The following is a 14,769-nucleotide window of genomic DNA, read 5'->3' as shown; positions in this document are numbered from 1 at the left end:
TCGCAATGAGGTTTGTTGCAAAGACCGGTTGAGGAAATTTGCATAACCCTCAAACATTGAACGCCTTCAAAGAATTTCCTTAACGTTCAGCTATTTAGGAATGGTTGAATGGCCGTCGCAGGGTAGGGGTACCTACCATTCTCTCCGTCGCCCGCCCCCACGCAGGCGGGTGATGCCTCCGCACTGGAGGCCTCATATCCCACCGTCCGAGAGAGACACCATGAACTCCATCCTGAAGAAGGCCGCGCTCGCTGCAGCGCTGGCTACCGTTTCGCTGTCCGCCAATGCATTCGATGCCGACATCAAGGTCTGGGCCAACGTCGATCCGACCCTGGCCCTGCTCAAGGCCGATGGCACTGCGCTGGATTCGGTGGTCAACATGGTCCACAACCCGGTCAGCGGCCTGGTGCCCTGGTCGCAGCAGGTGCGCATCTACTCCAACGATGAAAGCAAGGACATCGAAGTGCGTGTTGGCAGCACCCCGCAGCTGCTCAACACCGATGGTGGCGGCGCGCCGGTGCCGCTGACCGTCAGCCTCAATGGCAGGGCGCTGACCGTGGCGGCGCAGGACTTCTCCGCAACCGACCTGTTCGACGGCGCACTGCCGGGCGCATCGATCCCGCTGGCGCTGCGTATTGCACAGACCGTCCAGGCGCCGATCGCCCGCGGCGGCAGCTACGAAGGCATCGTCACCATCGCCATGCAGCAGAAGACCACCAGCCCGTAAGGCACCCGCGCCGGCCCGCTTGCCGGGCCGGCTGCTTCCGGTAATCCCCATGAATGCTCCTGCACCCACCGTCACCCGGCTGGCGGTCGCGCTCGCCCTGTCGCTGGCCACACCCCTGGTCGCGGCGCGCGGCGTTCCCGCCGGTTTCGAGGATCTGGTCGAAGGCCAGACCGAACAACTGGAGATCCGTCTGTTCGGTCGTTCGACCGGGCTGGTGCCGGTGCGCGTGACCCTGGAACACGTGCAGCTGGAAACCCCGGCCGAGGCGCTGCAGGCATTGCAGCTGTCCGCCGAAGCGCAGGCTGCGCTGCTGCCGGCCTTGTCGCAGCCGCTACCGCGCAACAGCCACCTGGCATGCCGTTACGGCGGTGCCAGTGCCGGTTGCGGGTACATCGATCCTCCCCAGGAGCCCACTGCCGTGCGCGCGCTGTATGACGAAGGCGAGGGCGCAGTGCGCCTGTTTGTTGCCCGCCAATGGATCCCCGGCGAGCCGGCCGCCGAGCGCTACCACCAGGTCAGCGCCAATGCCGAGAACGCCTTCCTGCACCAGCACACCTTCAATGTCAGCGGTGGCCGGGGCTACCAGGCGCTGGCCGCGCAGGGCATGGGCGCACTGGGCGTGTTCCAGCGCGGGCACCTGTCCGCCGACTGGACCTTCAGCCAGCAGCACTACCGCGGCGCTCTTGCCAGCCGCCGTTTCCAGCTAGACAACGCCTACTACCGCCATGACCTGGGCCAGCAGCACTACCTGCAGGCCGGGCGCATGGACCGCCGCAACCTGAGCAGCCCGCAGGGCGGCACCTTCAGTTTCAGCATGCTGCCGATGGATCGCTTCCAGGGCCTGCGGCTGGGCACCACGCAGGCCTACGTGGACTCCGCCGCCGCCGTGCAGGCCACGCCGCTCACCGTGCTGCTGGCGCGCGATGCGCGTGTGGATGCGTTCGATGGCGAGCGCCTGTTGCAGACCTTCTACCTGCAGGCAGGCATCAACCAGCTCGATACGCGCCGGTTCCCCATGGGCAACTACACCGTCAGCCTGCGCATCTACGAAGACGGCGTGCTGGTACGCAACGAGGACGCGCCGTTCGACAAGGGCGGTGACTGGACCGACAGCAGCGTGCAGTGGTTCCTGCAGGGGGGCCGCCGTAACGAGCGGCGCAGCGACCGCTTCGACGACGAACTGGCGGCCATGGGCGGCCTGCGCGTGCCGATGGGGCGCAACGTGGCCATGACCGCTGGCATCGCCGATCTGGGCGGTTTCAGCTACGGCGAACTGCGGGTGGACCTGCGCCATGTGTTTGCCACCCAGGAAGTCCGCGCCACCTTCAGTGGCATGCACGGCAGCGATGGCAGCCGTGGCCAGCAGCATCAGCTTTCCTACCGTCGCCGTGCTTCGTGGAATGTGTACCACCAGCGCATGCGCGGCCGTGCCTGCCAGTTCGAGGATGACGCGCGCGACCGGCTCGGCTGCGCCGATTCGCTCAGCGCCTCGATGGCGCTGCCGGTGGCCGGCGGCAACGCCTACGTGGCCTATACGCGCCGCCAGACCTGGCGTGCAGGCACCGTGCGGCCGGGGCTGGATGATGATCCGCTGGCCGGACTTGACCCGCTGCTGCCGCCGTGGATGCCACAGCCCACGCGCATACCGCAGCTCAGCCGCACCTGGCAGGCCAGCTACAGCCGCAGCCAGCGCTGGGGCGAGTTCAGTGTCTCCAGCCGCATCGGCGTGTGGCAGCAGACCAGCGGCGGTGGGCTGCGCGACGGCCGTGACCGCGGCATCTACCTCAATTTCAGCCTCAACCGCCTGCAGCACGATGACCGCGGCAGTTCGCAGCGACGCTATGGCGTGGACGTGCGGCAACCACAGCATGCGCGCCCGGACATCAACTACAGCGCCGGGCAGACGCTGCGCCAGGAATACGAGGATCAGTACCGCGAGGTATCGGGCGAACTGCGCGGCAACAACAACGAGCGCTACAGCGCCACGCTGAGTACCCAGCTGCAGAACCGCATCGGCCAGACCGGTGCCACGGTGTCGCGCTACCAGCACCAGGGTGGCAACGAAGTGGCGTACAGCGCCACGCACAGTTCCGGCCTGGCCATCGGCAAGCGCGGCGTGTACTGGGGCGCTGGCGTTGGCGCCGACGCGGGGCTGGCAGTGCAGGTGGATGACACCGACGACCTGGACCTGACCGGCGTTGCCGCCGAGCTGCAGGTGGGCGGGCTACGTCGACAGCGACTGAAGCTGGGCGAGCGCCGGCTGCTGCCGATTTCCGCCTACCAGTCGCACCGCGCTGAAGTGCAGGACGCCAGCGCCCTGGACAGCATCGCCGCCGTGCGCGTGAGCGGTGTGGGCGGCGCGCGTCCGTTGTTCCTGCCACCGGGCCGGCTGGTGCGCATGCCGGTGCCGATTGAAGTGACCTACACCTTCATCGGCAACGCCCAGGACATCGCCGGCGCACCGCTGCGCGGTGCCCGCATTCTCAACGCGCCGGTGCCCGGTACCGGCAGCAATGGAGGTTTCGTGGCCGACTTCCCACGACGCGAGAAGACCCTGTACCTGCTGCAGGACGACCGGTTGCTGCACTGCCCGCTGCAGGTGCGCGAGCGCCGCAGCGTGGTGATGCTGGTAGGCGCCGTGCAGTGCGAGCCGCTGGCCGTGGCCCAGCTGCCGGCCGACATCCGCCACCAGGCACGAGTGACGCGGTTGCTGCAGGAGCAGGCGCTGATCGCCGCCACGCCACAGACCGCAGCAGCGGGAGGTGCGAAGTGAGCCCTCGGTTGTGGTGGGTGATGGCGGTGTTGTGTGGGCTGGTGCTGTTGGTGCCACGGGCGATGGCGCAACAGCCGCCGGAGACGCATCCGTCGAGCGAGCACCGGGACATCGTGATGAGTTGGGATCGCTCTGCGATGCCGGGAGATATCGAGTTGTGGCCATCCAAAACTGTATTTGGATACGAGGAGCAGGGCACGCTGGGCTACGGTCATATGTTCATGACGTGCAGCTCGAACTCCAGCTCGGAACGCGGAAAGTGCCCGACTAATGACACCTTGGAGGATAGCGTAGGGGCCGTTAGCACAATCCCACTGAGGTTCACGGAAAGTCGCAGCGGTATGGAGGTGGATGTGGAAGTCACCGCTGCCATCCGTCGTATCGACGCTACGTTCGCCTGCAGCTTTGACTACTGGTCCGGGCCGCTCCGGCCAGTCTGGTCTTCCACCACCGGCTCGTGCGCGGGTATTGATCGCGTGGGCACATCCGTCGAGATGAGGCTGACTTCCGGTCAGTTGAGCCAGCTTGTAGCGGGTCACTGGTCGGCCGTATTGGACCTGACGCTACGAATGCCGCCCCACCAGCACCTTGCGGACTACTCGTTCTCCTTCGACTTCACCATCACCGACCACAACGCGGTCTCCATCTACTTCCCGCTTTTCGATCAGGTCACCCCGCACGTCGGTCTGAACCTGCAGTACGACCCCATCGCGCAGACCATCGGCGGTCGTACCCAGCTCGACATGTGCCTGTACGACGGACTTGGTTCGCAGAGTGCCTACCTCGGTGTCACCGTGCGTGACAGCGGCGCGCAACCTCCCGGGCCCTCGGGCTACTCGGTATGGCACGTCGATGGCGGCAGTGATGCCAGCCAGCGCGTGGACTACACCGTCACCCTGGATCACAACGGTAGCGCGCTGCCCATGCGCAATGGTGTGGAGCAGTTGCTGCACGGCATCGATACCGCCCGGCTGCGGCTGGTGTTGCTGCCCGGCATGACGCAGCCGGTGTTCTGCCTGCCTACGCCATTGACGCTGGAAACACCGCGTGTGCCGGTCAGCACCAAGCGCCCTGGCTACTACAGCGGCGATCTCAAGGTGGAACTGCGTGTTCCCACTGTCACGCCCTGAACCCCACATGGAGTCCCCGATGAAACCCCTAGTCCGCTGCTTGCTGCCGCTGTCGCTGCTGATGGCGTTGCCTGCCCATGCCAATCTCACCGTGCACCCCATGCGTACGTCGGTAGACGCGAAGAAAGGCGCACAGATACGCATCTACTCGCAGTCCACCCAACCGCAGTACGTGCAGGCATCTATCAAGCGCATCGTCGACCCGGCGGGGGCAGGTGAACAGGAGGTTGAGGTGGAGCCGAATGAGGCCGCCATCGCCATCACGCCGGGAAAGTTCGCGCTCGCCGGTGGCGGCAACCGGCTGATCCGTGTGATTCCGCTTCAGCCGGTCGAAAAGGAAACGGCATACCGCGTGTACTTCGAGGGCGTGCGAGGCCCCGAACGGGCAGACCCGGCAGGCGAGGGTGAGAAGGCCCAGGCCAATGTCGGCGTCAGCCTGGTATGGGGCGCGCTGGTCAATGTACTGCCCGCGCAATCGACGATGGACGTGCAGGTGGAGGGAAACCAGCTGCGCAACACCGGCACGGTACGCGTGGGCATCACCAGTATCGCTCACTGCGATGGCGCGCGCTGCACCGCGCATGACGTCTCGCGCAGCCTGTATCCCGGCAGCGCGCTGGAACTGCCATTTTCCCTGCAGCCGGGCCACACGCTGCAGCTGCGCTATCGGCTGACCCGCGATGGCTATCGCGAGCACGTGCACAACGTCGCGCTCTGAGTGCATCTCGCCGCTGTGGCTTGGTGCCACAGCGGTTCCTTCTGTTCCGTTTGTTAAGGAGAATCCCATGAACAAGATCTATCGACGACTCTGGTCCGCCGCCCGCCAATGCTGGGTGGTTGCAAGCGAACTGGCGGCAGCGCGCGGCACGCGCAGGCACACATCGCGTGGTCCCGGATTGGCGCTGGTGCTGGCCATGCTGCCGGCATCGGTCATGGCAGCCACTGCGGGCCATCTCGAAACAGGCGCTGATGAGTGGACGGAAGAAGCCCTGTACGCTGCCTTTGGCCCGTTCAACACAAGCGCCATGCTTGTGCACGAGGATGCCGCCACCGCTCCCAGCGGGCGAGCGTTCTCCCGCGCGAACGCGCTTCCGCTGGCCTACAGCGATTTCGTCCAGCTCGGTTCGTACGCCGGTGCCCGTGACAGGGCGGTCGCGGTAGGTGTATCGGCCTTCTCCAACAGCTACGGCGTGGCACTTGGCTACCAGGCCGATGCCAACGGGCGCTATGCGACCGCGCTGGGGCACAAGTCGGTCGCTTGGGAGCTCGGCGGAGTCGCGGTGGGCAACGATGCGAAGTCATACGCGCATAACGCGGTCGCACTGGGAAGTGGTGCGCTAGCGTCCGGACGCAATTCCGTCGTACTGGGGGCTGACTCCAACGACTACGGCGACAATCAGGTGTCGGTCGGTAACGGCAGCATGCGGCGCAAAATCGTATACCTTGCCGACGGTGCGGTCGACGCCAACAGCAGCGATGCAGTGACCGGCAGGCAGCTGCATGCTACCCAGCAGGCGCTGGCCAGCGTGAGCCAGAGTCAGAAGTTGCTGGCGACGGGGACCGCGGCGACCAATGCCAACGCTGCCCAAGCAGTGGGTAATCGTGCGCTTGCGATGGGCATTGGGTCAACGGCTGATGGCGATGATACCGTTGCGTTGGGCGGGGGCGCTCGCACAGCGTCCGGCTCGGGCATCTCCCGCATCGCCATCGGTGCAGGCGCCTTCGCGGGCACCAGCGGTTGGACGGGTGCCATCGCCTTGGGTGGGAGCGCCAGTTCCACGCATGACGGCGTTGCCATCGGCTATCAGGCCAAGACAAGCAGCAGCGGTACGATCGCGCTTGGTCGCGGGGCAACGGTCACGCACGGAAATTCGGTTGCGCTGGGCGCCAACTCGGTGACCTCCAGCGCCAATACGGTGTCGGTGGGCAGCAGCAGCAACAAGCGCAGGATCCAATACCTCGCCGATGGCGTGATTGCGGCGGGCAGTACCGACGCGATCACCGGCAACCAGTTGCATACGACCAATGCATCGGTGGCGACCGCGGCGGCAACGGCGACTGAGGCAAAGGCCGGTGTTGATGCAGTCAACCGGCGACTCAATGCAGAAGCGCTGGCGTTGGGGGGCGGTGCGCTTGCAGAGTCCAATGCTTATGGCATCAGCACCGCAGTGGGACGCAACGCCAGGGGCTACAACGGCAAGAGCGTCGCGCTGGGTGACGACGCAAGGTCTGGCGTGGACAAGGACGGGAACCGTGTTGCCAATGCCAATGGGGGCGTGTCGGTGGGGGCAATGTCACGCAGCGGCAACGGTGCTGTTGCGGCAGGGTTGCAGGCCAGCGCGGTGGGTGATCGTGCCATTGCCGTTGGCCATGAGGCCTCGGCGGATGTGATTCACGCCACCGCGATCGGATATCAGAGCAAGGCCAGCGCCGGGCATTCCACCGCACTCGGGCGCGGTACCCACGCAAGCGGCCTCTACGCGACGGCCATGGGCAATTTGGCCAGGGCCTCGGCCGAAAGTGCCGTGGCCATTGGTGATCGCTCCCTGGCTCAGCACAATGGTTCGGTGGCGTTGGGCAATGGTTCGCAGACCAGCGCTGCCAATCAGATTTCCGTTGGCAACAGCGCCATCAAGCGCAAGCTGGTCAATCTGGCTGACGGTGCGCTCAGTGCGTCCAGCACCGAGGCCGTGACCGGCAAGCAGCTCAACGCTACCAATGCCAATGTGACCACCGTGCAGAATGCGGCCAATGCCGCGCAGACGGCGGCAACCGGCGCCAAGACCGCCGCAGACAACGCGCTGGGCAGGGCCACAGCGTTGAGTGGTCTGGTCAGCCAGGTATCGGCCACGGGCAATGTGCGCCTGGGCGCAGACAACACTGGCACCGTGGTGGATGTGGCCAACAAGGACGGCGCGAAGCGGCGCGTCAACAACGTTGCCAACGGCGTGCTGAGCGGTACCAGTACCGATGTCGTGACCGGACAGCAGCTTCATGCCACCAACCAGTCTGTTTCCACGCAGGGCCAGTCACTGGTGCTGCACGGCCAGCAGCTGGCAACGCATACCCAGGCTCTCGCGGCACAGGACCAGCGCGTCGCGGCCAACCGCGCCGACATCGATCAGCTTCGTACGGACGTGGACGACTTTGATCCGGATCTGGATGGGGTGGTGAAGTTCAGTGCCGATCGCCTGCTTGTGGACATGGAAGGTGCGCGCATATCGGGAGTGGCGGCGGGAGATGTGAGCTCGGCGGCCAGTACCGATGCGGTGAATGGTGGGCAGTTGTTTGCGGCTAATGAGAAGATCGCGGCACTTGAGAGCGTTGGAAAGTTTGTATCAATCGGTATAGGTGGCAGCCAACGAGCATCGGCCGCAGGAGTGGGAGCAGTTGCAATCGGTGACTCGGCCGAAGCGACCGTCGGTGGTGAAGGTGGAGTGGCGCTAGGGGCATTTTCTCGCGCGGCGGGAAAGAACTCCATCGCCATAGGTCGCGCAGCGCACGTTGCTGAAAGTGCAGAGGGTGGATTTGCATTGGGCGTTGGCACATCTGTCAGCGCGAACCGAGGGGTGGCACTGGGCGCGGAAAGTCAGGTGCAGGTGGGAGCAGATAATAGTGTCGCAGTTGGCTATGGGTCGATTGCATCAGAACCTGACACCGTTTCTTTTGGCAACGACAGCATCCGTCGAAGGCTGACCGGCGTTTCTCGAGGACTTGGCGAAGCCGAAGCTGTTGCCATCGTCCAGTTGTCTGAATCCCTCTCCACCTTAGGAGGTGGTGCGAGGTTGAGCAGCCAAGGTGGCGTGATAGCTCCCGTCTATAACGTGCAGGGTGGTACGCAGAGCAATGTGGGTGACGCGTTAGCTGTTCTCGATGGCGCAGTGCTCAGATCCGATAGCCGAGTAGATGGCGTCGAAGGCCAGCTGCGTGCGACATTCCAACAGTCGCCATCAACCAGCGCAGAAGGAATCGGCCAGGTGAACCTGGCTGGTGCGCAGGGCATGGTTCTGTCGAATCTGGCTGATGGTCGCATTGCTGCGGGTAGTCGTGATGCGGTGACTGGGAGTCAGCTGTTTGCAGTCAAGCAGGATATTGATCGGAGCCGAAGCGAACTGAATGCACTGCTTGATGCAGGCGGATTTGGTCCTTCAATTGCCGGGGACGCATACGGCGTGATCGACTACGGCGGCGCCATGCTGACGGGTGTATCAGATGGTGAACTGTCACCTGGGAGTAGGGATGTTGTGAACGGTGGGCAGCTGTTCTCCACAAACCTGCGCGTGCGAGAGCTGGAGCAGACGGGGCGTTTCCTGAGAGTGGGATTTGACGGCCTGAGCAATGATGCCGAGGCTGGTTTCCTCGGTGTCGCATTGGGGGATTCCGCCAAGGCGTCCATCGGCTCTGAAGGTGGTGTGGCCATCGGGAGTTACTCGATTGCAGAAGGGGAGAACTCAGTTGCGCTTGGTCGAGGATCTCACGTGGCCGATTCTGCTGAGAGCGGGTTTGCCCTGGGCGTTGGTTCGAATGTCTATGCGAACAAGGGTGTGGCCTTTGGCGCGTCGAGTCGTGTGGTAGCAGGCGCTGATGGAGCGCTCGCGCTGGGTTCCTACTCAATCGCGACCGAATCAAATACGGCTTCATTCGGTAACGGCTCGGTTAAACGGCGTTTGGTGAACCTTGGTCGTGGCACTGGTGAGCATGATGCAGTCACCGTGGCACAGTTGAGCGAGTCGCTAGCTGCACTTGGGGGCGGTGCGGGTCTCGATGAGAATGGTCGTGTCGTCACCCCCGGCTTCAACGTCCAGGGCCAGCAGCAGAACACCATCAACGAAGCCCTCGCCACGCTCGACTCGGCCGTAGTCACCACCGGGTCTCGTGTCGACCGCGTGGAAACCCAGCTCCGCTCGGTGTTCCAGGAATCTCCGTCCGTCCGCAGCGACGGCACCGCCCAGCTCACCCTGGCGGGTGCCAACGGCATGGTCATCTCCAACGTCGCCAACGGCTTGATCGCCGCCGGCAGCCGCGAGGCGGTCAACGGTGGCCAGTTGCATGCCGCGCAGCAGCAGCTCAACGGTCGCATCGATGGCCTGGAGCAACGCGTGGACGGCCAGCCGCAGGCGCGTGCAATGGCCACGGCATCGGCGGCGCCGACCGAAGAGATCATGCCAAGCCCGGAAGCCAGCGGTTCGCCGCAGGTCGCTTCGGCAGGCGAGGACGCTTCGCCTGCACCGCAGCCGAAGGCGAAAAAGGATGACTCGCCCGCGCCCACGCCGCAGGTTGATACCGCCGAGCTGGAAAAGATGCTGGCCCGCGCCAACGAGTACACCGATGGTGCGATCAGCAACTTCGAGCGCCGCCTGGACAAGATGGACAAGCGCTTCAACCGCATGGCGGCGATGAGCAGCGCGCAGACGGCCATGGCCATGAACACCGCCGGCCTGGCGACCTACAACCGCCTTGGCGCGGGCGTGGGCTACGCCGAGGGCGAGTCGGCCATGGCGGTGGGTTACCAGCGCGTGCTCAACGACAAGGGCTCAGCCACCTTCAGCCTCAATGGTGCCTTCACCAACAGCGGTGAACGCAGCATGGGCGTGGGTGTGGGCATCGGCTGGTAAGCCATGGCGCCCCGGTGTGGTGCGCGTAACGAGCCCCGCCGCGCCGGGGCCATTGCAGAGGAGGTTGCAATGTATCGCTTCATGAGCCGCTTCATGACCTATCGGCGCTACTACCTGTGGCGCGCCCGCATCCGCTACTTCACCCACGACATGGATACGTGGACGCTGGCCTGCCTGGTGCTTATGGTCTGCATGGGGTTGATGGTGTGGGGGTTCTGGCGCGTGGTGAACGTGCCGCAGCCCCGAATCCACCCGGAGGCCGCAGCCGTGCGGGTGGAAGTGCTGACCGACGAAGCGATCCATCGCATCGTGCTGGTGCGCCACGGCGGCACCACGCCGGGTGATCCCTTCTACAGCGCTGCAGAGATCCGCGGCAGCACCCAGCGCACGTTGCGGGTCCGGCAGACTCTGCAGGACCCGGTGGCGATGAAGCTGCAGGCGGACATGTACGCCGACATCGCCGACTACATCAACGCTACCGGTGCCTGCATGCCGTTTCCTTGCCGCCGCGTGAGTTTCCGCATCGAACAGCTGCAGCGGTCGGGGCATGAGAGTGCGGTACGCAACAAGGCGCTCGCCGAGATCCTGCAGGTGCCGTGGTACTTGGTGCCGAACCTTGATGGCGAACGCACGCGCGTGCGCAGTGGCTGGGCGGATGACTTCCAGGATGTGTATGCGCACGCCTGGAACCTGCATGACCTGCAGAAGATGCATGCGCGCATGATGGCCGAGTATCCGTACCGTGCGGCGGTGCCGTGGCTGGCACGATTGGCAACCCCTGCCCAGGAACAGCTGATCTTCCAGTAGCGCCGGGCCATGCTCGGCTGCTCTTGGCGCAGAGCCGGGCACAGGCCCGGCTCTGCCAGGATCAACCGCCGATGTAGGCGGTGATTTCCATCTCGGCCAGCAGCTGCCGCAACTGCGTGGCCGACGCCCGCCGCATGGGTTTCTCGTCCACCGGCGACAGCGGGGCCTGGCGCAACGCATCGTAGGGCAGGACGGCCAGGTCGAAGGTCAGGTCTTCGGCACTGAACACCCACACCGGCACATCCAGGTTGCGCTCACGGTCCATCCGCAGGCGCCGCGTACGCGATTCGGCGGGGATGCGATGTTCGTCCAGGAAGCGATGCACGGCCTCCGGGTCGTCACTGTGCAGGTGCAACTGCACGGGGCTGTTGGCATCGGCGGTGCCGTCCAGCACCGGTCCGGCCAGGCGCGGCGAAAACCCGTGCAGGAACTCCAGCGCCCGCAACGCGGACTCGCGCCGCCGCTGTAGTTCGCTGCCGTGCTGCGGGCCGGAGAACAGCCGTTGGTACTCGCGCAGCGCCTGTTCGATCTCGACGTTGCGGGGCAGGGAAGCATCGTCGTGGATGCCAAGGCGGCTGGCAGCCTTGAGTTTGGCCTGGTGGAAGTCGCGGATTCCGCCTTCGGCCATCAGCCGGGCGGCTTCGTGGGCGAGGCGATGACGCCGTTCGCGGGTCTGGCTGACAGCATGCTGGTGAGCGCGGTGCATGCGATGACTCCCTGTTGCGACCTGGCCACAGACTAGCGCAGGCGTGTGACATCTGCGTGGGCGAAGGCAACGGCGCCGCTCCGCTCGCCGGGCATGGCCCGGCGCTACCGGAAGAGGGCGCCCGACGGGTGTGGCATGGTAGCGCCGGGCCATGCCCGGCGGATGCATCGGCGCCAACCAAGGTTGGCATCTAGCGGGGTAGCGCCGGGCCATGCCCGGCGGATGCATCGGCGCCAACCGAGGTTGGCATCTACCGGGGTAGCGCCGGGCCATGCCCGGCGAATGCATCGGCGCCAACCAAGGTTGGCGACTACCAGGGCAACGTCGGGCCATGGTGCCAACCAACGGTTGGCACCCCACCCAGCCTGGCTTCAGAAGATATCGAACGCGGCCGCGTCAGCCTGCGGGGTGCTCTGCAGGTTGAGGTCGTAGTCGGTCAGGCGGTCCATGTCTTCCACCTTCACCCACTCCACCGCACCGTTGAGGGTGGCCTGGACCATGCCGCTCGGCGGTTCGTTCTGTGCGATCGGGGTGTCCTTCAGCGCAGTGCGCATGTAGTCGATCCAGATCGGCAGGGCGGCCTTGCCACCGTATTCGCGGTAGCCCAGCGAGCGGAAGTCGTCGCGGCCCACCCACACGGTGGTCACGTACGGGCCGCCGAAGCCGGAGAACCAGGCGTCACGGTGATCATTGGTGGAGCCGGTCTTGCCGCCCACGTCTTCGCGGCCGAGTACCTTGGCCTGCGCGCCGGTGCCGCGCTGGACCACGTCGCGCATCATCGACACCAGCTGGTAGGCGGTACGGGCGTCGATCGCACGCGGTGCGGTACGCGCGTCCGGGTTGGCGGGTGCGGCCGGCGTTTCGGTTTTGGCTTCCGGCTTGGTGGCGGCGGAGGCATCGACCTTGGGTGCCGGGGCGCCGAAGTTGAAGCCGTCCACGACCTGGTTCACCGGCTGGTCGCTGCTGCCGGCGCAGTCGCGGCAGGCCATCGCCGGGTTTTCCTTAAACACCAGGTTGCCATCGCGGTCGTTGACCTGGTCGATCAGCCAGGTGTCCACGCGTGAGCCGCCGTTGGCGAACACGGCATAGCCGCGGGCCACCGACAGCGGGGTCAGCGAGGCAGTACCCAGCGACATCGACAGGTTCGGCGGCAGCTCGGATTCGGCAAAGCCGAACTGGCTGATGTACTTGCGCGCGTAGTCCACGCCCATGCCATCAAGCAGGCGTACCGAGACCAGGTTGCGTGACTGCACCAGCGCTTCACGCAGGCGCATCGGGCCGCGGAAGCCGCCGCCGTCGTTCTGCGGTGCCCAGGTCTTGCCGCGGCGGTCGCGGAACACGACCGGGGCGTCGAGCACGATCGAGGCCGGGTTGTAACCCTTGTCGAAGGCGGCCGCATAGACGAACGGCTTGAAGCTCGAACCGGGCTGGCGACGGGCCTGGGTGGCACGGTTGAACTTGTTGCCGGAGAAGCTGAAGCCGCCGACCAGCGCCTTCAGGGCGCCGCTGTGGGCGTCCAGCGAAACCAGGGCGGACTGGCCGCGCGGGAGCTGGTCGAGCAGCCATTCGCCCTCCTTGGCACCGGCGCGCACGCGCACGATGTCGCCGCGCTGCACCAGTTTGGCCGGGCTCTTGTTGGCCCACTTGGCGGCGCCGGCCGGCAGCACGATCTCGCTGCGGTTGGCCAGCACCACAGTGGCGCTGCCGTCGGCGCCGGTGCTGGCGACGATGGCCGGCAGCAGGCCGGCCTGGCCGAACATGCCACGCAGGTGCTCGGCCAGGGCCGCGGCGTCATCGCCGGCGCCCAGCTGCACCTGCTTCTCCACGCCGTGCCAGCCGTGGCGATGGTCGTACAGCAGCAGGCCGTCGCGCACCGACAGGTTGGCGGCGGTCTGCAGGGTCGAATCGATGGTGGTGGTGACGTGGTAGCCCTTGTTGACCACGTCGCCGCCAAAGCGGGCGATCATTTCCTGGCGCACCAGCTCGGCCACGTACGGGGCATCGACCTGCACCGGCGGCTCGTGGGCGGTGGCGTGCATCGGCACGGCCTTGGCCGCATCGGCCTCGGCCTGGCTGACGAACTTCAGGTCGGCCATGCGCTGCAGCACATAGTTGTCACGACGCTGGCGGGCGCGCTCCGGGTTGGAGATCGGGTTGCCCGAGGACGGGAACTTGGGGATGCCGGCCAGCGAGGCCATCTCGTCCAGGTCCAGTTCGCCCAGCTTCTTGCCGTAGTAGAACTCGGCGGCGGCGGCCACGCCGTAGGCGCGGTTACCGAAGAAACTCTTGTTCAGGTACAGCTCGAAGATCTCGTCCTTGCTCAGCTCGGACTCGATCTTGCGCGCCAGCAGGATCTCGGCCAGCTTGCGGGTATAGCTGTACTCGGAGCTGAGGAAGAACTGGCGGGCCACCTGCTGGGTGATGGTGGAGCCGCCGGGCACGCGCTTGTCGTTGGTGGTGGCCAGCAGCCACACCGCGCGACCGATGCCCTTGTAGTCCACGCCGCCGTGCTCGTAGAAGCGGGCATCCTCGGTGGCCAGGAACGCCTGCTTCAGCTTCTCCGGCACGTCCTTCATGGTGATGGGGGTACGCCGGGTCTCGCCGAACACCGCCATCAGCTTGCCGTCGGCAGCGTAGACGTACATCGGCTCCTGCATTTCCACGTCGCGCAGGGTCTGCACGTCGGGAAGCTTGGAAGAAACGGCGTAGTACAGGCCGCCAACGGCGGCCGCTCCGACCAGCGCCAGGACCAGGACAACAAGAAAGATCCAGCGCAGCCAGCGGCGGAGACGGGTCATCGGTGTCAGATTCCGATTGCGAATTTCGTGGTCGCAGAGTATAGATTACGCAAGGTGGCGGCTGGGGCCGGCACTGGGGAGTGCAAGGGGACGCCAGGGGCTGCGTGTTCATCCTGTGAGGGATGTCACAGCAGGGCGGTTGCCATTTGCTAAGAATACGTTATTAATGCGCGGACGCAGCTCTTGCGTCCAAGTGCCCGTCGGCAGGGGAGA

Annotated in this window: 8 protein-coding genes; 6 read left to right on the top strand and 2 right to left on the bottom strand. The window is 65.5% G+C overall.

Annotation, left to right across the window (positions count from 1 at the left end; all coding sequences use genetic code 11):
- Nucleotides 1–220 precede the first annotated feature (220 nt).
- From ABIA73_RS17060 to ABIA73_RS17035, 6 genes are all read left to right on the top strand, one after another.
- Complete coding sequence (locus ABIA73_RS17060; RefSeq protein ID WP_025874221.1) at nucleotides 221–727, top strand: CS1 type fimbrial major subunit; 507 nt, start codon at nucleotides 221–223, stop codon at nucleotides 725–727.
- A 49-nt stretch (nucleotides 728–776) separates the two neighbouring features.
- Nucleotides 777–3,500, top strand: coding sequence for a TcfC E-set like domain-containing protein (locus ABIA73_RS17055; RefSeq protein WP_354276063.1), 2,724 nt, complete (start codon nucleotides 777–779; stop codon nucleotides 3,498–3,500).
- A gap of 20 nt (nucleotides 3,501–3,520) precedes the next feature.
- On the top strand, nucleotides 3,521–4,630 hold the full coding sequence (locus ABIA73_RS17050) for a CblD like pilus biogenesis initiator family protein (RefSeq protein WP_354276072.1): 1,110 nt from the start codon (nucleotides 3,521–3,523) through the stop codon (nucleotides 4,628–4,630).
- Nucleotides 4,631–4,649: 19 nt separating this feature from the next.
- Nucleotides 4,650–5,348, top strand: coding sequence for a pilus assembly protein (locus tag ABIA73_RS17045; RefSeq protein WP_301866423.1), 699 nt, complete (start codon nucleotides 4,650–4,652; stop codon nucleotides 5,346–5,348).
- Between the two features lie 67 nt (nucleotides 5,349–5,415).
- Entirely contained in the window at nucleotides 5,416–10,245 is a 4,830-nt protein-coding gene (locus ABIA73_RS17040) for an ESPR-type extended signal peptide-containing protein (RefSeq protein ID WP_354276062.1), read from the top strand.
- Between the two features lie 69 nt (nucleotides 10,246–10,314).
- A complete protein-coding gene (locus tag ABIA73_RS17035) occupies nucleotides 10,315–11,052 on the top strand; it encodes a hypothetical protein (protein WP_025874226.1) in 738 nt (245 codons plus the stop codon).
- A gap of 61 nt (nucleotides 11,053–11,113) precedes the next feature.
- Here ABIA73_RS17035 and ABIA73_RS17030 read toward each other — a convergent pair whose 3' ends face one another.
- The gene (locus ABIA73_RS17030; protein WP_059064965.1) at nucleotides 11,114–11,758 is read right to left on the bottom strand and encodes a hypothetical protein; all 645 of its coding nucleotides are present in this window, start codon (nucleotides 11,756–11,758) and stop codon (nucleotides 11,114–11,116) included.
- 371 nt (nucleotides 11,759–12,129) lie between these two features.
- On the bottom strand, nucleotides 12,130–14,556 hold the full coding sequence (locus tag ABIA73_RS17025; RefSeq protein WP_354276061.1) for a penicillin-binding protein 1A: 2,427 nt from the start codon (nucleotides 14,554–14,556) through the stop codon (nucleotides 12,130–12,132).
- Nucleotides 14,557–14,769: the final 213 nt, after the last annotated feature.

The sequence above is a fragment of the Stenotrophomonas sp. 2694 genome (assembly GCF_040548715.1).
GTDB classification, from domain to species: domain Bacteria; phylum Pseudomonadota; class Gammaproteobacteria; order Xanthomonadales; family Xanthomonadaceae; genus Stenotrophomonas; species Stenotrophomonas indicatrix.
The sequence above is the reverse complement of the archived record's forward strand: the minus strand, read 5'-3'. Positions and strand labels throughout refer to the sequence as shown.